At 73.3% G+C, this 23,648-nt stretch carries 22 protein-coding genes and 2 tRNA genes; 13 read left to right on the top strand and 11 right to left on the bottom strand.

Annotated features, from left to right (window positions below):
• Positions 1–24: 24 nt before the first annotated feature.
• The gene (locus ACIQLL_RS12520; RefSeq protein WP_402467536.1) at positions 25–1,056 is read right to left on the bottom strand and encodes a cation diffusion facilitator family transporter; all 1,032 of its coding nucleotides are present in this window, start codon (positions 1,054–1,056) and stop codon (positions 25–27) included.
• Positions 1,057–1,254: 198 nt separating this feature from the next.
• Here ACIQLL_RS12520 and ACIQLL_RS12515 point away from each other — a divergent pair, with 198 nt between their 5' ends.
• Both ACIQLL_RS12515 and ACIQLL_RS12510 read left to right on the top strand, forming a co-directional pair.
• Positions 1,255–1,653 (top strand): YidH family protein, encoded by a 399-nt coding sequence (locus ACIQLL_RS12515; RefSeq protein WP_402467533.1) that lies wholly within the window; start codon positions 1,255–1,257, stop codon positions 1,651–1,653.
• Complete coding sequence (locus ACIQLL_RS12510; protein ID WP_402467530.1) at positions 1,650–2,015, top strand: DUF202 domain-containing protein; 366 nt, start codon at positions 1,650–1,652, stop codon at positions 2,013–2,015. The genes ACIQLL_RS12515 and ACIQLL_RS12510 overlap by 4 nt, the downstream gene beginning before the upstream one ends.
• A 21-nt stretch (positions 2,016–2,036) precedes the next feature.
• On the opposite strand, the gene ACIQLL_RS12505 is transcribed toward ACIQLL_RS12510, so the two are convergent.
• Positions 2,037–3,080: an SDR family oxidoreductase gene (locus tag ACIQLL_RS12505; protein WP_402467528.1), complete on the bottom strand. Its 1,044-nt coding sequence runs from the start codon at positions 3,078–3,080 to the stop codon at positions 2,037–2,039.
• A 102-nt stretch (positions 3,081–3,182) separates the two neighbouring features.
• Here ACIQLL_RS12505 and ACIQLL_RS12500 point away from each other — a divergent pair, with 102 nt between their 5' ends.
• Positions 3,183–4,010 (top strand): helix-turn-helix domain-containing protein, encoded by an 828-nt coding sequence (locus ACIQLL_RS12500; protein WP_402467525.1) that lies wholly within the window; start codon positions 3,183–3,185, stop codon positions 4,008–4,010.
• Between the two features lie 30 nt (positions 4,011–4,040).
• Here ACIQLL_RS12500 and ACIQLL_RS12495 read toward each other — a convergent pair whose 3' ends face one another.
• Together ACIQLL_RS12495 and ACIQLL_RS12490 are read right to left on the bottom strand one after the other, a co-directional pair.
• The gene (locus ACIQLL_RS12495; RefSeq protein ID WP_402467522.1) at positions 4,041–4,763 is read right to left on the bottom strand and encodes an SDR family oxidoreductase; all 723 of its coding nucleotides are present in this window, start codon (positions 4,761–4,763) and stop codon (positions 4,041–4,043) included.
• 176 nt (positions 4,764–4,939) lie between these two features.
• Positions 4,940–5,013 (bottom strand) — tRNA-Pro (locus ACIQLL_RS12490).
• A gap of 196 nt (positions 5,014–5,209) precedes the next feature.
• On the opposite strand from ACIQLL_RS12490, the gene ACIQLL_RS12485 reads away from it, so the two are divergent.
• The 5 genes from ACIQLL_RS12485 (at position 5,210) to ACIQLL_RS12465 (ending at position 8,891) form a co-directional block, all read left to right on the top strand.
• Positions 5,210–5,280, top strand: a tRNA-Gly gene (locus tag ACIQLL_RS12485).
• A 511-nt stretch (positions 5,281–5,791) separates the two neighbouring features.
• Positions 5,792–6,727 (top strand): cysteine synthase A, encoded by a 936-nt coding sequence (gene cysK / locus ACIQLL_RS12480; protein WP_402467519.1) that lies wholly within the window; start codon positions 5,792–5,794, stop codon positions 6,725–6,727.
• Positions 6,727–7,332 carry a serine O-acetyltransferase gene (cysE, locus tag ACIQLL_RS12475; protein ID WP_402467516.1) on the top strand — a complete coding sequence of 202 codons (606 nt, stop codon included), beginning with the start codon at positions 6,727–6,729 and terminating at the stop codon, positions 7,330–7,332. Before cysK ends, cysE begins: the two co-directional genes overlap by 1 nt.
• Positions 7,333–7,527: 195 nt before the next feature.
• Positions 7,528–7,884 (top strand): GntR family transcriptional regulator, encoded by a 357-nt coding sequence (locus tag ACIQLL_RS12470; protein ID WP_402467513.1) that lies wholly within the window; start codon positions 7,528–7,530, stop codon positions 7,882–7,884.
• Positions 7,881–8,891: a DUF1648 domain-containing protein gene (locus ACIQLL_RS12465; protein ID WP_402467510.1), complete on the top strand. Its 1,011-nt coding sequence runs from the start codon at positions 7,881–7,883 to the stop codon at positions 8,889–8,891. Before ACIQLL_RS12470 ends, ACIQLL_RS12465 begins: the two co-directional genes overlap by 4 nt.
• A 3-nt stretch (positions 8,892–8,894) precedes the next feature.
• On the opposite strand, the gene ACIQLL_RS12460 is transcribed toward ACIQLL_RS12465, so the two are convergent.
• The gene (locus tag ACIQLL_RS12460; RefSeq protein ID WP_402467508.1) at positions 8,895–9,284 is read right to left on the bottom strand and encodes an MmcQ/YjbR family DNA-binding protein; all 390 of its coding nucleotides are present in this window, start codon (positions 9,282–9,284) and stop codon (positions 8,895–8,897) included.
• A gap of 120 nt (positions 9,285–9,404) precedes the next feature.
• Here ACIQLL_RS12460 and ACIQLL_RS12455 point away from each other — a divergent pair, with 120 nt between their 5' ends.
• On the top strand, positions 9,405–10,436 hold the full coding sequence (locus ACIQLL_RS12455) for an LLM class F420-dependent oxidoreductase (protein ID WP_402468122.1): 1,032 nt from the start codon (positions 9,405–9,407) through the stop codon (positions 10,434–10,436).
• Between the two features lie 12 nt (positions 10,437–10,448).
• Here the strand turns inward: ACIQLL_RS12455 and ACIQLL_RS12450 are convergent, their stop codons facing one another.
• Positions 10,449–10,778: an MGMT family protein gene (locus tag ACIQLL_RS12450; protein ID WP_402467505.1), complete on the bottom strand. Its 330-nt coding sequence runs from the start codon at positions 10,776–10,778 to the stop codon at positions 10,449–10,451.
• Between the two features lie 63 nt (positions 10,779–10,841).
• On the opposite strand from ACIQLL_RS12450, the gene ACIQLL_RS12445 reads away from it, so the two are divergent.
• Positions 10,842–12,155, top strand: coding sequence for a GNAT family N-acetyltransferase (locus ACIQLL_RS12445; protein WP_402467502.1), 1,314 nt, complete (start codon positions 10,842–10,844; stop codon positions 12,153–12,155).
• A gap of 3 nt (positions 12,156–12,158) precedes the next feature.
• On the opposite strand, the gene ACIQLL_RS12440 is transcribed toward ACIQLL_RS12445, so the two are convergent.
• The gene (locus ACIQLL_RS12440) at positions 12,159–13,190 is read right to left on the bottom strand and encodes an Fpg/Nei family DNA glycosylase (protein ID WP_402467499.1); all 1,032 of its coding nucleotides are present in this window, start codon (positions 13,188–13,190) and stop codon (positions 12,159–12,161) included.
• Between the two features lies 1 nt (position 13,191).
• Complete coding sequence (locus ACIQLL_RS12435) at positions 13,192–13,650, bottom strand: ribose-5-phosphate isomerase (protein WP_402467496.1); 459 nt, start codon at positions 13,648–13,650, stop codon at positions 13,192–13,194.
• A gap of 75 nt (positions 13,651–13,725) precedes the next feature.
• Here ACIQLL_RS12435 and ACIQLL_RS12430 point away from each other — a divergent pair, with 75 nt between their 5' ends.
• Positions 13,726–15,738: a M13 family metallopeptidase gene (locus ACIQLL_RS12430; RefSeq protein WP_402467493.1), complete on the top strand. Its 2,013-nt coding sequence runs from the start codon at positions 13,726–13,728 to the stop codon at positions 15,736–15,738.
• Positions 15,739–15,822: 84 nt separating this feature from the next.
• Here the strand turns inward: ACIQLL_RS12430 and ACIQLL_RS12425 are convergent, their stop codons facing one another.
• On the bottom strand, positions 15,823–16,728 hold the full coding sequence (locus ACIQLL_RS12425) for a hypothetical protein (RefSeq protein ID WP_402467490.1): 906 nt from the start codon (positions 16,726–16,728) through the stop codon (positions 15,823–15,825).
• Positions 16,729–17,065: 337 nt separating this feature from the next.
• Here ACIQLL_RS12425 and pepN point away from each other — a divergent pair, with 337 nt between their 5' ends.
• Positions 17,066–19,633 (top strand): aminopeptidase N, encoded by a 2,568-nt coding sequence (gene pepN / locus ACIQLL_RS12420; protein WP_402468119.1) that lies wholly within the window; start codon positions 17,066–17,068, stop codon positions 19,631–19,633.
• A gap of 166 nt (positions 19,634–19,799) precedes the next feature.
• Here the strand turns inward: pepN and malQ are convergent, their stop codons facing one another.
• Complete coding sequence (gene malQ, locus ACIQLL_RS12415; protein WP_402467487.1) at positions 19,800–21,974, bottom strand: 4-alpha-glucanotransferase; 2,175 nt, start codon at positions 21,972–21,974, stop codon at positions 19,800–19,802.
• Between the two features lie 170 nt (positions 21,975–22,144).
• Between malQ and ACIQLL_RS12410 the strand changes: the two genes are divergently transcribed.
• Positions 22,145–23,170 carry a mechanosensitive ion channel family protein gene (locus ACIQLL_RS12410; protein WP_402467484.1) on the top strand — a complete coding sequence of 342 codons (1,026 nt, stop codon included), beginning with the start codon at positions 22,145–22,147 and terminating at the stop codon, positions 23,168–23,170.
• 107 nt (positions 23,171–23,277) lie between these two features.
• Here the strand turns inward: ACIQLL_RS12410 and ACIQLL_RS12405 are convergent, their stop codons facing one another.
• Positions 23,278–23,517, bottom strand: coding sequence for a glucose PTS transporter subunit EIIB (locus ACIQLL_RS12405; protein WP_402467481.1), 240 nt, complete (start codon positions 23,515–23,517; stop codon positions 23,278–23,280).
• Positions 23,518–23,648 lie beyond the last annotated feature (131 nt).

The raw sequence follows: 23,648 nt of genomic DNA, 5'->3' as shown, positions 1-23,648 counted from the left end.
GCAGGGACGTGGCGTCGGACGACTCTACCGGCCGGCGCCGTCGGCCGGGACGGTCAGGGACCGTTCCTCGGGGGGGGACACCGTGAACACCGCACCGACGACCAGCTCGAGGTCCACCATCGCTCGCTCCAGCTCGTCGAGCCGGCGGGCGACGTCGACCTCGCGCTCGTCGCCGCGCAGGTCCACGCTGGCCGTGAGGTAAAGCGACCGGGGACCCACGAACTCCAAGCGCAGGTAGGTGACCCGCTCGACCTGCGGCATGTCCAGCAGAAGGCGCAGGACGGCCACCCGGGTGCCGGGCTGGGCCACCTCGCCGACGAGGAAACGGCGGTTGCGGTCCACGAGCACGACGGAGACCACCGCCAGCAGCACGCCGATCGCGATGGAGCCGACGGCGTCGGGCACCGCGGACCCCGTGAGCTGGTGGGCGGCGATCCCGGCGAACGCCACCACCAGTCCGACGAGCGCGGCGGCGTCCTCGGCCACCACGGCCCGCAGCGTCGGGTCGGAGGTGATCACCACGTGCCGCACGACCTCGCGCCGGGCGCCCCGGGCCTCGGCGCGCGCCTGCCGCACGGCGCGCACGAACGACACTCCCTCGAGCACGAAGGCCACGGCGAGCACGGCGTACGCGATGCCGAAGTCCTCGGCGGGTTGCGGGTCCAGCAGCTCCTGGATCCCGTGGGTGAGCGACACCCCGGCGCCGACGGCGAACAGGCCGATGGCCGCGAACATGGACCAGACGTACGCCTCGCGACCGAACCCGGCCGGGTGGTCGAGGTCCGCCGGGCGCCGGGACCTCTTGTCCGCCAGGAGCAGGAAGACCTCGTTGCCCGTGTCGGCCCAGGAGTGCACGGCCTCGGCCAGCATGGAGGCCGACCCGGTGAGCATCGCGGCCCCGGTCTTCGCCACCGCGACCAGTGCGTTGGCCACGAAGGCGACGACCACCGTCGTGGTGCTGTCACCGCCTGCGGGCTTCTGGGCCAGGCGTGCGCTGGGGGTGCTGGCGGCGCTGGCGGCCTCGGTCTGCCCTGGGCCCACCGGCTCGGAACTCATCGCTGCCCCCCTTGCGGAACCGCCTGCTGCGAAGCCCGGCCCGATGCGGCCGGCCGCGCCGGACCCGCTCAACCTAGCGTGACCGCCAGACACCGCACGCCGAGTGCGGGCGACCCGGTCGACGTCGTCGCGCCCTGCGTCGCCACCGGTGCCAGGATTGCCCCGAGGCCTCGACCGCTGCACCGGGAAGGACGTCATATGCCGCACGGGGACAGCTCCGCCACCGGTGGCCCGACGGGGGCCGAGCGATTTCCCCGGTGGGTGTACACCCGGGGGGCGGAACCGGACCCGCGCTTCTCGCTGGCCAACGAGCGCACGATCCTGGCGTGGATCCGCACCTCGCTGGGGCTGATCGCCGGCGGGACCGCGCTGGAGGCTCTCGACCTGCCGCTGGAGCCCGGGCTCCGGCTCGCCGCGGCGATCGTGCTGCTTGTGGCGGGGGCCACGGTCCCGATCGTCGCCGCGGTCGAGTGGGCTCGCACGGAGCGTGCCATGCGGGAGGACGGGCCGCTGCCCGGGGCCGTGACGGGGTTCGTGCTGGTCGTCACCGTCGCCGTGGTCGGGATCCTGGTCCTGCTGTCCCTGCTGCTGCGATGAGCGGGCCGACCGAGCCGGGCGAGCAGAACGAGCCGGCCGAGCGCGCGGCGGCTGCGGGCCTGGCCACCGAACGCACCGCCCTGGCCTGGCGCCGCACCCTGCTCTCGTTCATGGCGGCGTGCCTGGTCGCCATCCAGGTCTTCCCCACGGTCGAGGGCGCGAGGGCGTTCGCACTGGCCGCGGCCGTCGCACTGACCCTCACACCCCCGCTGTGGTGGTTCACCAAGGAGCACGCGCGCCACACCTCGCGGCAGCTGCAGCACGTGCAGCCCCGGCTGCGGCACGGCCGCCGGATCGCGCTCATCTGCGCAGGGACCGCGCTGCTGGGAGCCGGGGGCCTGGTGCTGGTGCTCGTGTTCTGACGGGCCGGCAGGCCATGCTCGTCATCGACCTGCCGGGGTGATCAGTCCGAGGTCGAGCATGCTCGTGGCGGCGTCGACCACGGTGTCCTCGATCGGGCGTGCATGCCACCCCAGCACCCGGCGGATCTTGGACGCGTCGATCTGCTTCACGATGTCGATGTCGTCGGCGAGTCCGCGCATGGCCGGGTTCGACTCGGCGGCCGCGCGGATCACCTCGCTCGGCGTCGTCCTGGTCGTCACGCGCGATGCCGCGTCGCCGAGCCGTGCGCGCAGGACGGCGCCGATCGCCTCGAGCGTCAGGCCGTCGCCGCTGCCCACGAGGAAACGCTGCCCCGCGGCCTGCGGGGCGGTCATCGCGAGGACGTGCGCCGCGGCCACGTCGCGCACGTCGACGATCGGGATCCAGAGGTTCGGGTACGAGTCGACCTGCCCCGACAGGATGCTGCGCACGATCGCGTTCCCCCCGGTCACCGACGACGACGTGACGGGGCCCAGGACGGCAACAGGGTTCACCGCGACGAGCTCCAGGCCCGACTCCCGGGCGAAGTCCCACGCGGCCCGTTCCGCGAGCACCTTGCTGCGCCCGTAGGCGTCCATCCCGGGACCGTCGAGCGGGGACCAGTCGTCGTCGGTGAAGGTGTGCTCCGTGCGGCCCCAGCCGAAGCCGATCGCGTGGAAGGCTGAGGTCAGGACCACCCGCTTCACGCCCGCCTCGTGCGCCGCGCGCAGCACCCGCAGCGTGCCCTCACGTGCCGGGACGATCACGTCGTCCTCGTTCTCGACGTGGCCGGGCAGCACCGGAGACGCGACGTGCAGCACGTGGTCGGCGCCGCGCACCGCCGCGTCCCAACCGTCGTCGTCGAGCAGGTCTGCCACCACGAGCTCGAGCCGATCGCCGGGGTCGGCGCCGAGGCGTGCGAGCTGCTCGCGCACCTGCACCTCACGATCGAGCGACCGCGCCGTCGTGCGCACGCGGTAGCCCTTCTCGAGCAGGGCCGCGATGACGTGGCCCGCGATGAAACCGGCACCGCCGGTGACGAGGACGAGAGGCTGTTCGGTGGTCATGACACCAGTCTTCTCCGTCGGACCGGTGGCATCCAGGTTCCCGTCGATCCTGGGGCCGGCGGGACCAGGATGCCGGTGGCCGCATCACCTACGCTCGCAGACATGACGGACGCGGCGGCGAACGAGCTCGGTGAGTTCCTGCGCGCCCGGCGCGAGCTCGTCACTCCCGAGCAGCTCGGCATCCCGGTCGTCGGCGTGCGACGGGTGCCGGGCCTGCGGCGCGAGGAGGTCGCGATGCTCGCCGGCATCAGTGCCGACTACTACCTGCGGCTCGAGCAGGGACGCGACCGCAACCCGTCGGCGCAGGTGCTCGAGTCGATCGCTCGGGTGTTGCGGCTGGACGCCGACACGGCGGCGTACCTGCTCGAGCTGGGCGCGTCGCGCCCCCGTCGGACGCCTCGACGCCGCCGGGTGGAGACCGTCCCGGCGCACACGATGCGGCTGGTCGAGCAGCTGCCGTTCCCGGCGTTCGTCGAGGGGCGTAACCTCGACGTGCTGGCGGCGAACCGTCAGGCGACGGCCTTGTCGCCGCGGCTCGCCGTCGGTGGCAACCGGCTGCGCGACTTCTTCCTCGACCCGGCCGAGCGCGAGCTGTTCGAGCCCCACTGGGAAGACGCGGCCGCCGGTCTGGTCGCCGGATTCCGGCAGTCGGTCGGCACCGACACCGACGACCCGCAGTTCATCGAGCTCGTCGGAGAGCTCTCGCTCGCCTCGCCGCTGTTCCGGCGACTATGGGCACGGCACGAGATCCGGGTGCGGCAGGGTGCGACCATGCAGTTCGCCCACCCGAGCCTGGGCACGCTGCAGGTCGACCGCGAGAAGCTCGCCGTCACCGGCAGCGACGGCATGATGCTCGTGATCTACCACGCGCAGCCGGGCACCCCGGACGCCGACAAGCTCGCGCTCCTCACGTCGACCACGGCGCGGTAGCGCCGGTACGGCCGGAGCGCAGACCGTCGTTCAGAGCCGGATCTTCCCGATCAACCGGAGCAGCTTGCTCATCCCGGGACGGATCTCGGAGCGGTTCTTCCGCATCCCCGTGATCATGTGCGCCACCACGTCGGCGACCGGCATCATCGGGACACGATCCACCTGGGCGTTGTCCGCCTCGGACCCGCTGAACATGGGCTGGGTGGTCCGGGGCGGCGCCAGCTCGTAGACCGCGACCGACGTGCCCTCGAGCTGGGCGCGCAGGGACTGCGTGTACGAGTGCAGGCCCAGCTTCGAGGCGCTGTACAGCGGCGCCTTCTCGAACGGGAAGTAGGCGATCCCGGAGGTGACGTTCAGCACCGCCGACTCCGGCTGCTCCAGAAGGTGCGGCAGGAAGACCTGCGTGACCAGCACCGGGCCCGCCAGGTTGACCGAGATCTCGTCGGTGATGTGGTCCACGGAGGCGGTGGCGAAGTCGATGGCCTGCATCATCCCGGCGTTGTTGATGAGGATGTTCAGGCCCGGGAACTCGGCCGTCGCCGCCCGGTACAGCTGCTCGACGGACGCACGATCGGTCACCTCGACCGCCAGCGCGTGAAGCGACGGATGCGTCCGCCGGAACTCGGCCAGCCGATCCTCGCTGCGCCCCGTCACGATCACGGTGTTGCCCCGCTCCGCCAGTCGCGTGGCCATCTCGAGCCCGATGCCCGATGTGCCGCCGGTGATGAGAATCGTGTCCTGCTGAAGCCTCACTGCCGTCTCCTGCCGCTCGGGCCGTCGGGCGACCGGTTGCCGCGACGGCTTGTCGCCGACTGCGTCAGCGACGTCGAGCTCGATGCTTCCGCTCCCGATCCCTGCCGAGCAAGGATCCCGGTGCTCCTGGGATCGCCAGGACCAGGCTGTCCGGGATGTCCTGAGACATCACGACGTCGGGGTGACAGGATTTGAACCTGCGACCCTCTGCTCCCAAAGCAGATGCGCTACCAAGCTGCGCCACACCCCGTGGTGCCCGTCCGCCCAGGACGGCGGGCCCGGCGCACAGTCTAGTGTGCGACGGCGGGCCGGCGGCGCGGTCAGCGACCGACGACGGCGCACCCCGGCGGGCGACACGGGCGGCACGGACCGCCCGCGGGCTTTGCTAGGCTGACGCCCGCGTTCCGACGAGCTCCGCGCCACCAGGTGGCCGTCGTCGGACTCGTGCGGGCGTAGCTCAATGGTAGAGCCCCAGTCTTCCAAACTGGCTACGCGGGTTCGATTCCCGTCGCCCGCTCCGTCACAGGACACGGCCCCGGTACGCCTCGAGCGCCCCGGGGCCTCTCTTGTTCGGGGCGGGACCTGCGGACGCCACCACGAGCACGGCCCGAAGCATCGACATCATCGATGGATGACTCGCATCTTGTCGATCGGTCCGGGTCTGACTAGGCTCACGACCAGGGCGCGCACCGCGCGCCCTGCACAGCAGCCTGCGAGCGGCACCGGCCGCCACGCCCCGGGGAGGAACGATGACCGTCACGGCCCTTCGTGTCGTGCCGCGAGTCCCCGCCGCCGCTCGTCGCGCCGAGTCGCGCTCCGCGCTCCCCGCCGCCACACCCTGCTGCTGTCGGTAGAGCGCCCACGTCACGCCTGACCCGCGCCACGGGTCGCGGCGAGCGTGCGACGCTCGAGGCCCGCACCACCCCACCCCCGCAGTCGGCGTGCTCGGCGAGCAGACCACCTCGGTCGGCGCCGCCCCCGCCGCCCCATCCCGTCCGCACCACCACCACTCACGGAGGATCGACCTCATGGCCACCATCTACGACGACGCGACGAAGCTCATCGGCCGCACTCCGCTGGTCCGGGTCAACCGGCTGACCGAGGGACCCGCGGCCACCGTCGCCGCCAAGCTCGAGTTCTACAACCCGGCCAGCTCGGTCAAGGACCGCATCGGTGTCTCGATCATCGACGCCGCCGAAGCCTCGGGCGAGCTCAAGCCGGGCGGCACGATCGTCGAGGGGACGTCGGGCAACACCGGCATCGCCCTCGCGTTCGTCGGCGCGGCGCGCGGCTACGACGTCGTGCTCGCCATGCCGGAGACCATGTCGAAGGAGCGTCGCGCCCTGCTGCGCGCCTACGGCGCCGAGCTCGTGCTGACGCCGGGATCCGAGGGTATGAAGGGCGCCGTCGCCGCGGCGGAGAAGATCGCCGCCGAGCGTCCCGGCGCCATCCTGGCCCGCCAGTTCGCCAACGAGGCCAACCCGAAGATCCACCGTGAGACCACGGCCGAGGAGATCTGGGCCGACACCGACGGCGAGGTCGACATCGTCATCGCCGGCGTCGGCACCGGCGGCACCATCACCGGTGTCGGGCAGGTCCTCAAGGAGCGCAAGCCCGAGGTGCAGATCATCGCCGTGGAGCCGGAGGAGTCCCCCATCCTCAACGGCGGCGCCCCCGGACCCCACAAGATCCAGGGCATCGGTGCGAACTTCGTCCCGGAGATCCTCGACACCGAGATCTACGACGAGGTCATCGACGTCAACGCCGAGACCGCGGTCGAGTACGCCAAGCGGGCCGCCCAGGACGAGGGTCTGCTCGTCGGCATCTCCTCGGGTGCCGCTCTCGCCGCCGCCAAGCAGGTGGCCGAGCGCCCGGAGAACGCCGGCAAGCTGATCGTCGTCATCATCCCGAGCTTCGGCGAGCGCTATCTGTCCACGGTGCTGTTCTCGGATCTGCTGGACTGATGGCGGACTCCTCGGCGCGCGCGTTCCTCCGCCTCCTCCTCGAGGACGCGGAGGTCGCGCGCGCCCAGGACCCGGCAGCGGACTCGCTGCTCTCCGTGGTCCTGACCTACCCCGGGGTGCACGCCGTCTGGCACCACCGTGTCGCCCACGCGATGTGGCAGCGTCCCGTGCTGCGGCTGCCGGCGCGGGTGCTCTCGCTGGTCTCCCGGCTGCTCACGGGCGTCGAGATCCACCCCGGCGCCCGCATCGGCCACCGACTGTTCATCGACCACGGCATGGGCGTCGTCATCGGCGCCACGGCCGAGGTGGGCGACGACTGCCTCCTGTTCCACGGTGTCACCCTCGGTGGGCGCACCATGAACCCCGGCAAACGGCACCCCACTCTCGGCGACCGGGTGATGGTCGGTTCCGGCGCCAAGGTGCTGGGCCCGCTGTGGATCGGGAGCGACGCCAAGATCGGCGCCAACGCCGTGGTGACCAAGGACGTCCCGGCCGGGGCCGTGGCCGTCGGTGTCCCCGCCCAGCTGCGGCGCCCCTCGCCCACCCGGCCGACGAACGGTCAGTCGTTCGAGGACCCGTCCCAGCTCATCGAGTACGTCATCTGATTGCGATTCGGCAACAGCCCTTGAACCTTTGTGGCACACGCCACTAGGAAGGGACGTGGTGCGGTGCAATGGGGCACCGCGCCACTTCCCCAGCAGGTCCCCCGAGGGCCGCATCACCTCCGTCATCGCCCTGTCGCACCGGGTGCGCCTCTCCCGATCTTGTTCTAGTTGTCATAGAACTAGTACGATGGCGCCATGCTCTGGACCATCGACGCCGGGAGCGACGAGCCGCTGTACGCCCAGCTCGTCGCGCAGGCGCACCTCGCCGTCGCCCGCGGCGACCTCTCCCCCGGGGACCGCCTGCCCGCGGCACGTGAGCTCGCGAGGTCTCTGGAGCTCAACGTGCACACCGTCCTGCGTGCCTACCAGCAGCTGCGGGACGAGGGCCTCGTCGACCTGCGGCGGTCGCGCGGCGCCGTGATCACCGGGGCCGCCGCCACGGACCTGACCACCGTCGAGGAATCGCTGCGCGCCTTCGTCGCGGCGGCCCGCGAGGCGCACCTCTCACCCGAGGCCACCACCACCCTTCTCCAGGAAGAGCTCAAGAGATGACCACCCACCCCGACCCGACACCGGCCTGGCGCCGGCGCGCCCGCCGCTCGACCCTGTGGTCCTCGCTCGCCGGGCTGGTCCTCACCCTCGGCGCGGCCGCGACCGTGTGGGGCTGGCGGGACGACCTGCCCGACCGGGTCGCCACCCACTGGAGTGCCGGCGGAGTCCCGGACGACACGATGTCGGTCACGGGGATGATCGTCGTGGCCGTGGCGACGACGATCGGCTTGCTGACCCTGTTCGCCGGGATCGGACTCGCCTGGGGCTCCAGCGCCTCCACCCGTCGCATGGCGGCCGGCGCCGCCGTCTGGTCCGGAGGCCTCGGCGCCGCGCTCCTGCTGGTCACCGCCGGGTTCCAACGGGGGCTGGGCACGGCGGAGACCGCGGAGCTGCCCGGCTGGGCCCTGGCCGTGGTCCTGCTCGCCCCGCTGCTCCCCGCCGCGATCGCCGCGGCGCTGGTCCCGGGCGACCCGGCCCTGCCGGCCGAGGGGCCAGTCGCGGCCGACGCTCCCCGAGCGACGCTGGCCCGCAGCGAACGTGCCGTCTGGATGCGAACGGCCCGGGGAGGCGCGGCCCTCGTGCTGGGGATCGGAGCCGTCGTCGCCACGACGGTGCTCGCCGTCGTCATGCAGCTGTGGGCGATGCTGCTGGTCCCCGCACTGCTGGCCGTGCTGTTCGCCGCGATGTTCGCCTTCAGGGTGCGGGTCGACGCGACCGGCTTCACGGTGCGCTCGGTGCTGGGGTGGCCCGGCACCCACGTCCCGGTCGAGGAGGTCGTGGAAGCCTCGGTGACCCGGGTCAACCCGCTCGGCGACTTCGGCGGCTGGGGCTGGCGCGTCGGCTTCGACAAGGGTCGCGTCGGGGTCGTGCTGCGGGCGGGCGAGGCCGTGCTGGTGGAGCGCTCCGGAGGGCGCGGCGTCGTCGTCACGGTGGACGACGCCGAACGCGCCGCAGCCCTGCTCAACACGATGGCCGACCGGGCGCGCGCGGACCGCACGTCCGGCTGACGGTCACCGCGACTGTCGGTGCCGGGCGACCAGCGAGCGCGACGCCCGGGCCGCCCACGCGTCCTCGACGGTCTCGGCCAGCACGCCGTCCTCCACCGCCTCGAGCCGGACCAGCACCGCCGCGTACCCGTCGAAGTGCTCGATGGTGAAGTGCGAGCCCGGGTGCGCGGCCAGCACGGCCTCCTTCTCCCCCAGGTCCTCGACGGCTGCCGCGAGGATCGGGCCCTCGGGCACCGGGGCGTCAGCGAAGCGACGCAGGTCCGCCTTCCGGAAGGGTCGCTCCCAGACGAACTGGCGTCCGGCGACCTTCCAGGTCCGCGATCCGCGCGAGACCGCCTCCGCGGTGTCCGGCAGAGCGAGCGCGAGGCGGGCGACATCGTCGTACGTGGCCATGACCTCAGCATCCGAGCCACCGTCTCACGCCGCATCTCGGCTAGGGTGTGGGTACCCGAGACCATGCGTCTCGGGTAACGTTCGGACCGCCCTGACTCGACGAGGAGCCCCATGACCACCCTGCGCATCGGCATCCAGACCGGCTACTGGTCGCGCAAGCCGCCCGCCGGCATCGTCGAGGCGCTGCAGCAGGGCGAGGCCGCCGGCCTGGACTCCGTGTGGACGGCCGAGGCCTACGGCTCCGACGCCTTCACCCCGCTGGCCTGGTGGGGCTCGCACACCTCCCGCCTGCGGCTGGGGACCGGCATCGCGCAGATGGCCGCCCGCACGCCCACCGCCACCGCCATGCAGGCCCTCACCCTCGACCACCTGTCGGGCGGGCGGTTCGTGCTCGGGCTCGGGGCGTCGGGCCCCCAGGTGGTCGAGGGCTGGTACGGGCAGCCGTACCGACGGCCGCTGGCCCGTTCCCGCGAGTACGTCGACATCGTGCGCGAGGTGATCGCCCGCGAGCGCCCGGTGGCCTACGACGGCGAGTTCTACACCCTGCCCGTGCCCGCAGCGGCTCCCGGGGCGACCGGGCTCGGCAAGGCGCTCAAGCCCACCGTCCATCCCGTGCGCCCCGAGGTCCCGATCGTGCTGGCCGCGCAGGGACCCAAGAACGTGGCGCTGGCCGCGGAGATCGCCGACGGCTGGATGGCCGGGTTCTACGCCCCGAGCGCCGACGCCGAGCACCGTGAGCTCCTGGCGGCCGGTTTCGCGCGGCGGGCCGACGAGCGGTCCCGTCCCGAGGACTTCGAGGTGGCCGCGACGATCCCCGTGGTGGTGCGCGACGACGTCGAGTCCGCGGCCGACGTCGTGCGGCCCCACATCGCGCTGTACGCCGGCGGGATGGGCGCCAAGGAGGCGAACTTCCACAAGGCGTCCCTGGACCGGCTCGGCTACGCCGACGTCACCGACGAGGTGCAGCGGCTCTATCTGGCCGGACGCAAGGAGGACGCCGCGCGCGCCGTGCCCACCGAGCTGGTCGAGGAGATCGCCCTGGTGGGGCCGGCGGCCAAGGTCCGCGCGGACCTGGCCCGTTGGGAGGACACGGCCCTGACGACGCTGCTGGTCCAGGGCGACGCGACGGCGGTCGCCGCACTGCTCGCCTGATCGCGGACGGGGTCAGGGCAGCCAGACGGCTCGGCGCAGGTCGACCCGGCGGCCGTCGCGGGTCAACGGGCAGCCCTCGGCGCGCAGCTCGGCCAGGGCGACGTCGAGGTGGTGCGCCGGGGGCGATCCCGCCGCGTTGACCACCCGCCACCACGCCACACCCCCGCCGGCACGCGCCATCACCTGACCGACCTGCCGGGGGCCGCCGCGCCCGAGCACGTCGGCGACGGCCTCGGCCACCAGGCCGTACGTCGTCGCACGGCCCGCCGGGACCCGTTCGACGACGGCGAGCACCTCGTCCAGGTACTCCTCGGCGGGGCTCGGGGAGCTCTCGGCGGCCACGCCGCGACACTACCGCGCCGGAAACCTGTGGCGCGGCGGCCGACGGCAGGCCACGATCGGGGCATGCTCCCCGACACCCCGATCCCGTCCGGCTACCGCTTCCGCCTCCTGGGCGTGGAGGACCAGCGGGCGGTGACCGACCTGGACACGTGGGCCTTCCCGGTGGCGGCCGACCCCGAGGTCCTCGACGCCCTGCCGTCCCCGTTGAGCTGGGACCGGGTCGTCGGCGTCGAGCCGGACGACGTCGACCCGTCCGACGCGGACGGGCACCTGGCGGCCGTGCACGCCTCGTACCCCTTCTCCCGTTTCCCCGTGCCCGGCGCGACCCTGCCCACCGCGGGCCTGACCTGGGTGGGCGTCCACCCGCAGCACCGCCGCCGCGGGCTGGCCTCCGCGATGATCGACCTGCACCTGGCACGCTGCCGCGAGCGCGGCGAGCCGCTCTCGGCGCTCTTCGCGGCCGAGTACGCCATCTACGGCCGGTTCGGGTACGGCAAGGCCGCCGACGACGTCCGCGTCACGCTCGCTCGCGGGTCGGCGCTGCGGGACGTCCCCGGCGCCGACGAGCACACGGTCCGCGTGGAGCACGCCGACCAGGAGCGGCACGGGTCGGTCGTGGAGTCCGTGCACCGGGCGGCGGGCCAGGACGTCGGCGGGACCGGGATCGACCGTCCCGGCTGGGCGACCCGCGAGACCCCCGAGCTGCGGGCCGCCCGCTGGGCGGACCCCGCGGCGCTGCGCCACGGCCAGGAGTCGCGGCGCATCGTGGTGGTCGAGCGGGACGGCGCGCCGCGGGGCTACGCCCTGCTGCGCCGTTCCCTCGAGTGGGGCACCACCGGCCCCCGCGGGACCGTCCAGGTGGCCGAGGCCGTCGCGCTCGACGCCCCCGCCGCACGGGCCCTGTGGGGCGTGCTGCTGGACCTCGACCTCATGAGCGAGACCAAGCCGTTCATCCTCGCGCCCGACGACCCCCTGCTCACCCTGCTCGTGAACCCGCGGGCCGCGGACCAGCGCCGGGTCGACAACGTCTGGATCCGGCTCGTCGACGTCCCGGCGGCGCTGGCCGGGCGGAGGTACGCGGCGGACGTCGACGTCACGGTGGCCGTCACGGACACCCGGCTGCCGGGGAACGACGGCGTCTGGCACCTGCGCGCGGACGCGTTCGGCGACGCGTCCTGCCAGCGCGCCGACGTCCCGGCGTCGGCAGCGGACCTGGCCCTGGACGTGCGCGAGCTCGGGGCGGCCTATCTGGGCGGGACCTCGCTGGCCGCCCTGGCCGCGGGCGGGCTGGTCACCGAGCGCACGCCGGGCACCCTGGCGGCGACCAGCACGGCCTTCGGCTGGCCGGTCGCGCCCGTGTGCGGCTGGGTGTTCTGAGACCTACCGCTGGCAGCGCCCGCAGGAGAACAGGGTGCGGCCGGCGAGCTCGCCGACCAGCACCGGGGTGCCGCAGACGCGGCAGGGCAGCCCGTCACGGTGGTAGGCGTAGAACGCGTCGGCGGCGGGCACGGCGTCCGGGTCGTCGTCGGTGTTCTGACGGGTCCGACGGCGTGCCGCACCCGTCGCGGCGCGCCCGGTCGTGCGATCGCCGGCGTCGCCGGACACCACCTCGTGCGCAGCGTCCCGGTGCTCGGGCCGGGTGGTGACGATGCGGCCCGTGGCCGCCCCGTCGCGCATCAGGACGACCAGGTCGTCCCAGAGCGCCGCGAGTGCCGCGCCGGGCACGTCACGGCCCGGCCGCAGGGGGTCGATCCCCGCCCGGAACAGCACCTCGGCGCGGTAGATGTTGCCCACCCCTGCGACGACGGCCTGGTCCATGAGCTGCTGCCCGACCGCGACGCGGGAGCGCCGGACGCGGGTCACGAACCTCTCGCGCGCGACCTCGAGCGAGGAGCAGCCGCCGTCCGGCCGGATCGGGTCCGGGCCCAGCCGCGCCTCGACGGCGGTCTTCTCCGCCGTGGTGAGGACCTCGCAGGCCGTGGGGCCGGTCAGGTCCGCGACCGCGTGGTCGCCGACGAGGCGCACCCGCACGGCACCGCGCGGAGCCGGCGGGCTCCACTCCCCCGCCGTGGCGGGCGGACCGCCCCGGTCCGGCACGGAGTCGCGTTCACCGATCCGCCGCCGCGGCGCCCCGATGGCGTGCACGACGTCGGTGCCGGCGTCGCCGTCGAAGGTCCACGCGCCGTAGAGGCCGAGATGGACCCGCAGCCACTGCTCGGGCTCCGGGGAGGTCCGCGAGAAGGCCCCGAAGAGCTGCTTGCCCCAGGCCTCGGCCCGCAGGAACGTGGCGCCGTCGAGCAGGAGCGCGCCCGCGGCGAACCGGCCCTGCGGGCTGCTGACCTGCAGCCGTTGCGTGGCGAACAGCTCGGTCAGGGTCCGGGCGAGCCGGTGGACGGTGTGCCCTTCGGGCACCTCAGGCGGAGGGTCGCGACGCCTCGTAGGCGGCGAGCTGGTCGATGCGGCGCTGGTGGCGGGCGTCCCCGGAGAACGGCTCGGCGATGAACGCCTCGACGAACCCGGTGGCCTCCTGCGGCGCGTGCATGCGGCCGCCCACCGCGATGACGTTGGCGTCGTTGTGCTGGCGTCCGAGCATCGCGGTCTCCGTGGACCAGGCGAGCACGGCCCGCACGCCGTCGACCTTGTTCGCGGCGATCTGCTCGCCGTTGCCGGACCCGCCGATCACGATCCCGAGCGAGCCCGGTTCGGCCACCACGGCCTCCCCGGCGGCCAGGCAGAAGGCCGGGTAGTCGTCCTGCGGGTCGTACGTGTGGGCGCCGTGGTCGACGACGTCGTGGCCCGCGGCGCGCAGGTGCTCGACGAGGTGGGCCTTGAGCTCGAAACCGGCGTGGTCGGCGGCGATGTGCAGTCGCATGGGGCTCATTGTCACGCACTCCGGCGGCACGCGCCGCACCGTCTCGCAGCGCGGCCCGCCGCGTAGGGTGGCGCCATGACGACCGACGCGACCGGGCTGCGGTCCGGCATCGACACCGACGCACTCGACCCCGCCGTCCGCCCCCAGGACGACCTGTTCCGCCACGTCAACGGACGGTGGCTCGACTCCCACGAGATCCCCGCGGACCGCGCCATGGACGGGGCGTTCCGGGCGTTGCACGACGCCGCCGAGGAGCACGTGCGCGAGATCATCACCGACGCCGGGCAGGCGGTCCGCGACGGGGACGCCACGGGGGCGCAGGCCCAGGTGGGCGCCCTGTACGCGAGCTTCATGGACACCGACCGGATCGCGGAGCTCGGCACCGGCCCGATCGCCGACGAGCTGGAGGCGATCCGCGGTGCCGCCGACCTGCCGGCCCTGACCCGGGTGCTCGGCACGCTGCAGCGCACCGGCGGCGGCGGCGCCGTGGCCCTGTACGTCGACAACGACGCCAAGGACCCGGAGCGGTACGTCACCAACCTCGTCCAGGGCGGGCTCGGCCTGCCCGACGAGGCGTACTACCGCGAGGAGCAGTACGCGGCGGTCCGCGCGGCCTACGCCCCGCACGTGGCCCGCATGCTCTCGCACGCCGGCGTCGGGTCCGACACGTGGGGCACGACGGCGCAGGACGCGGCAGAGCGCGTCGTCGCGCTCGAGACGCGGCTCGCCGCGCACCACTGGGACGTCGTGCGTGATCGCGACGCCACCGAGACCTACAACCCGATGACCCTCGCCGAGCTCGTCGAGACCGCACCCGGCTTCGACTGGGCGGCCTGGGCGGAGGCGCTCGGGGCGCCCGCCGGTTCGATGGACGCCCTGGTGGTCCACGAACCCTCGTTCGCCACCGGGTTCGCCGACCTGTGGACCACCGAGCCCCTGGCTGACTGGCAGCTCTGGGCCACGTACCACCTCGTGACCGCGCGGGCGCCGTACCTCGACGACGCGCTCGTCGAGGCGAACTTCGACTTCTACGGCCGCACCCTCTCGGGCGCCGAGCAGGTGCGCGAACGGTGGAAGCGCGGTGTGACAGTGGTCCAGGGCGCGCTGGGCGAGGCCGTCGGGCAGGAGTACGTGGCGCGGCACTTCCCGCCGAGCAACAAGGAGCGCATGGACGTCCTGGTCGAGCACCTGGTGGCCGCCTATCGGGAGTCCATCCAGGGTCTGGACTGGATGACGGAGGAGACCAAGCAGCGGGCGCTGACCAAGCTCGGCAAGTTCACGCCGAAGGTCGGCTACCCCGTCCGGTGGCGTGACTACTCCGACCTCGTCGTGGACGCGAACGACCTGGTCGGCAACGTGCGGCGTGCCCACGCGTTCGAGCAGGACTACGAGCTCGGCAAGATCGGCCGACCGCTGGACCGCGACGAGTGGTTCATGACCCCGCAGACGGTCAACGCCTACTTCAACCCGGGGATGAACGAGATCGTCTTCCCCGCGGCGATCCTGCAGCCGCCGTTCTTCGACCCCGAGGCCGACGACGCCGTGAACTTCGGTGGTATCGGTGGCGTGATCGGGCACGAGATCGGCCACGGGTTCGACGACCAGGGCTCCAAGTACGACGGGGACGGGCGGCTCGAGGACTGGTGGACCCCGGCCGACCGCGCGGAGTTCGAGAAGCGCACGACGGCGCTCATCGCCCAGTACGACGCCTTCCGTCCCGCCCAGCTCGGCGAGACCGGCCCCACGGTGAACGGGTCGCTGACGATCGGTGAGAACATCGGCGACCTCGGAGGGCTGTCCATCGCGATCAAGGCCTACCGGATCGCCCTCGGCCGCCCGCTGGAGGAGGCCCCCGTCATCGACGGCATGACCGGTCTGCAGCGGGTGTTCCTCGGGTGGGCCCAGGTGTGGCAGGCCAAGGGCCGCGACGCCGAGATCGAGCGTCGGCTCGCGACCGACCCGCACTCCCCCAACGAGTTCCGCTGCAACGGTGTGGTGCGCAACGTCGACGAGTTCTACAGCGCCTACGACGTCGCGCCGCAGGACGCGCTGTACCTCCCGGCCGAGGAGCGCGTGCGCATCTGGTGACCTCTGCCGACGAGGGCGACCCGCACGCCCGAGGCGCGAGAGCCCCGGCCCACCACGGGCCGGGGCTCTCGCGCGTCGGACGGGTCAGAGCTTGCCGACGCCGGCCCGCGCCAGCGAGAAGCCGTTGCCGGTCGGCTCGTGCCGGCAGGACATGCCGTCCTGCTCGCTGGTGCAGGTGAAGTCACCCTCGGTGGTCGAGTCGCCGTAGGCCAGCACCGCCATCTTCTTGGGCGCCTTCTTCGGCTTGTCGCTCTTCGCCACGCACGGCAGCGCGACCTTGCCCTCGCCGTCGAGGGTGACGACGTACCCGGTGGTGCCGTCGCACCCTTCCACCGGTGCGGGCTGCTGGTTGAGCTCGGCCAGGCCGCACGTGGCCGCGTTCTCGAAGATCTGGCAGCTGATGTTGCGCGACGGCGAGGCGAACTCGGCGACCAGCGCACCGGTCGCCGCCTCCTGGTCCGCCTGCCCGGACTCGTCGTCCGCGCCGTCGGTCCCCGGCGAGGCGACGGCGGCCGGGTCGCCGGCCGTCACCGCGGGCTCCTCGGAGCCGCTCAGAGCGTTGACCCCCACCACGAGGGCGACGACGACGAGGACCACGTCCAGGGCGATGAAGGCGATCCACCCGGGGGTGAGCTTCTTCTTGCGGCGCTGCCCCGCGGCGACGGCGGGGGTCTGGGTGGTCCCCTGCGGACCGCCGGGCTGCTGGTAGGCGTACTGCTCGGGGGTGTACCCGTACGGCTGCGGCTGAGCGGTGTACTGCTGCGGCGGCTGTGCGTAGGCGGGCTGGGTGTAGGCCTGCTGCTGGTAGGCCGGCTGCCGGGCGGGCGGCGGGGCAGGGCTGGATGCCGGCGCGGCCGCGGGCGGTGCGCTCGTGGGCGCCGGCGGGACCGGCGCGTGCACGGTGGGTGTCTGCGGGGCCGTCGGGGCGGCGTCGGGCGACGCGGCCGGCGGGCTGGCGGCGGAGGCGCCGGGCGTGATCGACGGTGGCATCCGCGAGGACGAGCCCCCACGGTCCTCGGACGCGCGCGGCTGCCGGCCTCCCTGGCCCTGCGGAGCAGGACCGGGCGGCGGCGGGGGCGGCGGCACGGTGCCGGACATCTGTTCTCCCTCCCGGAGCGGACGGCCGGGGACCGACCGGCGCTGACGCGCACAGCGCAGGATGTCACGACCTGGTCTCGTCGGTCGAACCCCGCAACGCGCCGCGGCGCCCGGAAGGCCGCGGTCCTCCGGGTGAAAGGGTTCGGCGAGCCGGTGCCGAGATGGCATGATCGACGCGTGTCACGAAGACCTCGTGACCGACCACCCGTCACCGTCCCAGGGAGCACCCGTGCCCGGAGAGAACCTGACCCGCGCCGAGGCGATCGAGCGCGCCGGCGTCGTCACCGCCGTCGAGTCCTACACGGTCGACCTCGACCTGACGACCGGCCCCGAGACCTTCGCGTCGACCACCGTCGTCAGGTTCACCGCGACCGAGGGCGGCACGACCTTCCTCGACCTCGTGGCACCCACCCTGCACGAGGTCACGCTCAACGGCAGGCCGTTGGACGTCGGGGCGGTGTTCGCGGACTCCCGGATCACGCTCGAGGGGCTGGCGGCCGAGAACGAGGTGCGTGTCGTGGCCGACGGCGCCTACATGAACACCGGGGAGGGCCTGCACCGGTTCGTCGACCCCGTGGACGGCGAGGTCTACCTGTACACGCAGTTCGAGGTCCCCGACGCCCGCCGCGTCTTCGCGACCTTCGAGCAGCCCGATCTCAAGGCACCCTTCCAGCTGTCCGTGACGGCACCGGCCGCGTGGCACGTCGTGTCCAACCAGCCCACGCCGGAACCGTCCGCAGCGTCCCACGCCACCGAGCCCGACGTCGCCGCCGCGCGGTGGGAGTTCGAGCCCACCCCCCGCATCTCCACCTACCTCACCGCGCTCGTCGCCGGGCCCTACGCCGTCGAGCGGGGCGAGGCGACGTCGTCGGACGGCCGGACGGTGCCCCTCGGCGTGTTCTGCCGCGCGTCGCTGTCGGAGCACCTCGACGCCGAGGCGATCATGGCGACCACCCGCCAGGGCTTCACGTTCTACGAGGAGACCTTCGGCGTCCCCTACCCGTTCGACAAGTACGACCAGCTGTTCGTGCCCGAGTACAACATGGGCGCGATGGAGAACCCGGGCTGCGTCACGTTCACCGAGTCCTACGTGTTCCGGTCCCAGGTCACCGACGCGATCCGTGAGCGTCGCGTCGTGACGATCCTGCACGAGCTGGCCCACATGTGGTTCGGCGACCTGGTCACCATGAAGTGGTGGAACGACCTGTGGCTCAACGAGTCGTTCGCGGAGTACGTCTCGACCCTCGCCACGGCCGAGGCCACGGAGTGGGACGCCGCGTGGACCACGTTCAACGCGATGGAGAAGACCTGGGCGTACCGGCAGGACCAGCTGCCGTCCACCCACCCGATCGTGGCCGAGATCAACGACCTGGACGACGTGCAGGTCAACTTCGACGGCATCACCTACGCCAAGGGCGCCTCCGTCCTCAAGCAGCTGGTCGCGTGGGTCGGACGCGACGAGTTCGTGGGCGGCGTCTCCGCCTACTTCCGCAAGCACGCCTGGGGCAACACCGAGCTGAAGGACCTGCTGGTCGAGCTCGAGGCCACCAGCGGCCGTGACCTCGCCGCCTGGTCGAAGGCCTGGTTGGAGACGGCCGGCGTCAACACGCTGCGACCCGCCGTCGAGCTCGACGCCCACGGCCGCATCGCCGCCTTCGCCGTCGAGCAGTCGGCACCGGCCGACCACCCGACGATCCGGCCGCACCGGCTCGGCATCGGGTTCTACGACCTCGACGACTCCGGCGCCGTGGTCCGTACCCGGACCGTGCAGGTCGACGTCGACGGCGAGCGCACCGAGGTGCCCGAGCTCGTGGAGTTCACCCGCCCAGGCCTGATCCTGGTCAACGACGACGACCTGGCCTACGCCAAGGTCCGGCTCGACGACGACTCGCTGGCCTTCGCCGTCGAGCACCTGTCCCGCATCGCCGACCCGCTGGCGCGCTCCCTGGTGTGGGGGTCGGTCTGGGACGCGGTGCGCGACGGCGAGACCCCGGCGTCGGCGTACGTCGACCTGGTGCTGGGCAACATCGCGGCCGAGACCGAGTCGACGACGGTGCGCACCACGCTCGCCCAGCTCGGCCTGGCCGCGCAGTCGTACGTGGCGCCGGACCGCCGGGCGGCCACGGTCGAGCGCGTCGGGGACACGCTGTGGGCCCTCGCCCAGGACGCCGCACCGGGTTCCGACCTGCAGCTGCAGCTCGTCAAGTACTTCGCATCCCTGGCCTCCACGGCGGGCCACGTCGCGCCGCTGCGCGGTCTGCTGGACTCCTCCGTGGTGCTCGACGCGCTGCGGGTGGACACGGACCTGCGCTGGGAGATCCTCCAGGGCCTGGTGGCGCTCGGCGCGGCCGACGAGGCCGAGGTCGAGGCGGCCCGCGCCGCCGACGACACCGCGACCGGGCGCCAGGCCGCGGCCCGGGCGCTCGCGTCCGTCCCCACCGCGGCGGGCAAGGAGCGCGCGTTCGCCTCCGTGGTGGACGACGCCGACGCGCCCAACGCGATCATCCGCGCCACGGCCGCCGGCTTCGTGCGGGTCACCGACCCCGCGGTGCTCGAGCCGTTCGCCCGGCGGTACGTGGACGCCCTCGTCCCGATCTGGGAGAACCGCAGCTACCACATCGCCGAGGAGCTGATCGAGGGGCTGTACCCGGCACCGCTGGCCTCCGCCGAGCTGCGGGACACGGTGCGCGGTTGGCTCGACGCGCACGCCGACGCCCCGGCGGCCCTGCGCCGCATGGTGGTGGAGTCGCTGGCCGGCACCGAGCGGGCGCTGGCCGCGCAGGCGGTCGACGCCTGACGCGCCCTGCCCGCGAGGAAGACCACCCCGCGGCGAGGTAGGCAAGGGTCCTGCGGGGTAGCACACGATCGTGTGCTACCCCGCAGGACCCTTGCCTACCTGGGCGGGACGTCGCCTACCTCGCGAGAACGTCGCCTACCTCGCGGGTGGGGAGTGGACCGGTGGGCTACCGGGCGGTGGCGACGGCGCTGAGCAGGGACCGCAGCCGGGCGTTGTCGAAGAGGTCCTCGACGAGCACCAGGTTCCCGGAGGAATCGGCCAGCGGCACCTTCCAGTTGGGGTACTCGGTGTCGGTGCCCGGTTGGTTCTGCGACCGGCGCTCACCCACCGCGTCCACGAGCTGCACTCCCACCAGGGCGGCGCGCGAACGCCGCAGGTAGCGGTGCAGCCCCTCGACCACCTCTCGCTCTGACGGGTTGTCGCCGATCAGCCCCTGCTCGGCGAGCGCACGCACGGCGGAGCTCCGTTCGGCGCGTGCCTGGCTACGGAGCATCTGGGCGTCCTCGGTGAGCAGCCCGAGGCGCTCGCGCAGGTCGACGTGCTCCCCCGCCAGGTAGCCGGCGGTGGGCGGCATGTCGTGCGTGCCGACCGTGGCGAACGTCAGGTGCCGGTAGTGCTCGGGCGCCGTCGGCCGCCCGTCGGTCTTCTCGAACCAGAGCACGGACGTCCCCAGCACGCCGCGGTCGGCGAGGTACTCGCGCACCCAGGGTTCGAACACCCCCAGGTCCTCGCCGATGACGACGGCGCCCGCGCGCTGCGCCTCCAGGCACAGGATGCCCACCAGGGCGTCGTGGTCGTAGCGCACGTAGGCACCCTGGGTCGGATCCATGCCGTCCGGCACCCACCACAGCCGGAACAGCCCCAGGATGTGGTCCACCCGCAGCGCCCCGGCGTGCCGCAGCGCCGTGCGCAGCATGTCGCGATACGGCGCGTAGCCCGCGCGTGCCAGCTCCTGCGGGTTCCACGGCGGCTGGGACCAGTTCTGCCCCTGCTGGTTGTACATGTCCGGGGGCGCCCCCACCCCGACGCCGGTCGCGAGCACGTCTCCGTGCGCCCAGGCGTCCGCCCCGTCGGGGTGCACCCCGACCGCCAGGTCGTGAACGATACCGAGCCGCATCCCTGCCTCGCGGGCGGTGCGCTGAGCCGACCGCTTCTGCTCGTCGAACACCCACTGCAGCCAGCAGTAGAAGTCGATCCGCTCGGCGAGCCGCTCGCGTGCGGCGCCGACCGCCGGCGCGGCGGGATCGGACATCTCTGCCGGCCACGGCCCACCCGCCAGCTCCTCGGTGATCGCGCACCACGTGGCGAAGTCCTGCAGGCCGGCACCTTCCGCGGCGACGAAGTCCTCGAACGCCGCCTGCCGAGCCGCGCGACGGGGTGCGGAGTGCACGACCTCGAGCGCCGCCTTCTTCGCGTCCCACACCGCGTCCCGGTCGATCGGGCCGCCGTTCGTGTCCAGGTCGCGCACCGGGTCGGCCGCCCACTCGACCAGCGAGCGGTCCGCGGCCGACAGGTACGCCGTCTCGAGGATGTCCTCGACGCGGACGTAGATCGGGTTGCCGAACCGGCGCGACGTCGGCAGGTAGGGCGACGGCGTCATGGGCGTGACCGGCTCGGCGGCCGACAGCGGGTTGACCGCCACGAAGTCGGCCCCGGCACGGTGGGCGGTGAGCCAGGCCAGGTCCGCGAGGTCCGCCAGGTCGCCCAGGCCCCAGGACGTGCGGGAGCGCACGGAGTAGAGCTGGGCGAGCACCCCCCAGGCCTGGTGGCGCTCCAGGTCGGCGCCGAGCTCGAGGCGGTACGGGGTGACGACCAGGGTGGACGTGGACTCGTGTCCCTCCGTCAGGGCGTGCACGGTGTGCCAGCCCAGCGGGAGGTCCGCGGGCACGGCGAAGGTGGCGCGACCCACCCGCCGGCCGTCGACCTCGCGCGGGCCGGTGTCGTCGTCGAGCTGGTCCAGGTCGCGGCGTGGACGCACCTCGTGACGTCGCGCCTCCGGCTCCGCGCCGTCGAGCTCGACCCAGACGTGCACCGATGCCCCGTCGGTGACGTGCACCGGGAGCCGGTTCGCCTCCCCCTGGCGGACGACGACGGTCGGCGGCAGCACGTGCCGCCACGCGGCGTCGTGCGTGCGCCGCAGGCTCTGCGTGATCTCCTGCGGGGTGCCGGCGCCGACGCCGAGCGCCGACAGCACCGCGGCGAGGGTCGACTCGGGCACGTGGGCGGTCCCGCCGCCGAACTGCTGGTACTCGGTGAGCACGCCGTACGCCGCGGCGAGCTCGTGCAGCTCGGAGGGCGTCGCGCCGTCGGGCCCGGCCTGGGTGTTCTGGGTCTGGCTCACGGGGACGATCCTGCCACTTCTCCCGGTCCCGGGGCAGCGTCCACGCGGCGACGGCGCTGGTTGCGACGCGAGTCCGGCCCGGATCGGGCCGGCCGAACGGTCGGACCGGGCCCTGCCGTGCCAGGTCCCGAGGTTCCGGGCACCGAGGAGGGGCCGTTACGGTGGACGGCGTGCGTGCCGACACCATGACATCGACCCTGCTGCCCCTCGCCACCGACCCGAGCCCGTCTCCCAGCACCTCCGAGGGTGTGCTCGGGAAGACCGGGGACGCGGCTGCCGACGCCGGCCGCACCTTCTGGGAGTGGTTCAGCGGCTGGCCGCTGCACGTCCTGATCATCCTCGTGGTCGGGATCGTCGTCCTGGTGCTGCTGCGCCGCGTCATCTCCCACGTCACCGAGAGCATCGCCGCGGGCGGTCAGCGCGGGGACGAGAAGGGCTGGAAGGACTGGTTCCGCCGCACGCCGCTGATGGAGGACGCCCTGGCGGTCGCCAACCCGCTCGCGTCCGAGCGTCGCGCGCAGCGGGCCCGCACGGTCGGCTCGGTGCTGAACTCGACGGCGAACGTCGTCGTGGGTGTCATGATCCTGCTGAGCATCCTCACGGAGGTCGGCTTCAACGTCGGGCCGCTGCTGGCCTCGGCCGGGGTCGCCGGCGTCGCGCTCGGGTTCGGCGCCCAGTCCCTGGTCCGGGACTTCATCTCGGGCATCTTCATCCTCATCGAGGACCAGTACGGCGTCGGTGACGTCGTGGACCTGGGGTCCGGCGCCGAGGGTGTCATCGAGGAGGTCCAGCTGCGCACCACGCAGGTGCGTGCGTTGGACGGGACCCTGTGGTGGGTGCGCAACGGCGAGATCCTGCGCGCCGGGAACCGCACCCAGCGCTGGTCGCGGGCGATGGCCGAGGTGCGCGTGCCCGTCGACGCGGACGTCGACGTGGTGCGGGCCGCCCTGGGTCGCGCCTGCGACAGGGTGGCCGCGGACGACGAGCTCGGTGCGGAGCTCCTCGAGCCGCCCGCCGTGCGCAACGGCGTGGACTCGGTGTCGGACTTCTCGATCTCGTTCACGATCCTGGCGCAGGTGCGTCCGGGCATGCAGTGGGACGTCTCCCGTGAGCTGCTGCGTGCCGCGCAGGCCGAGCTCCGGTCCGTGGGCGCCCTGCGCACCGAGGCCCTCGAGGCACCGGGCGGGGACGCCTGACCGGTCCTGGACCGACAGCGGGAGGGTGCCCTGCGGACGATCCGTCCGCAGGGCACCCTCCCGTCGATGTCCGGAGCGCCCCGTCGGTGCCGCGCTGCCGGAGTGGCTCAGGCCGAGGTGAGCCGGCCGTCCAGCTCCGCCGCGAGGTTGTCCGCCTCGGGCCCGACGATGACCTGGATGACGCGTCCCGACCGGACCACGCCGAAGGCGCCCGAGTGCTTGAGCCCGGACTCGTCGACGAGCTCGGGATCCGTGACCTGGACGCGCAGTCGCGTGATGCACGGCTCGAGCTCGACCACGTTGGTGGTGCCGCCGAGGGCTGTGAGGATGTCTTCCGCCTTGCTCATTCGGTGTCTCCCCCAGGGTGAAGTCGTCGGAGTGCGTCGTTGCAGGTCCGTACCCACCCTAACGCGTCGGGCGCCGGCCGGGTTCCTGGGACGGCCGTGGCGTCCGACGCGCCCGCGGGATCTGGGAGGAT

Origin of the sequence: Isoptericola aurantiacus, from assembly GCF_044769875.1 — a bacterium.
GTDB lineage: Bacteria > Actinomycetota > Actinomycetes > Actinomycetales > Cellulomonadaceae > Isoptericola > Isoptericola aurantiacus.
The sequence above is the reverse complement of the archived record's forward strand: the minus strand, read 5'-3'. Positions and strand labels throughout refer to the sequence as shown.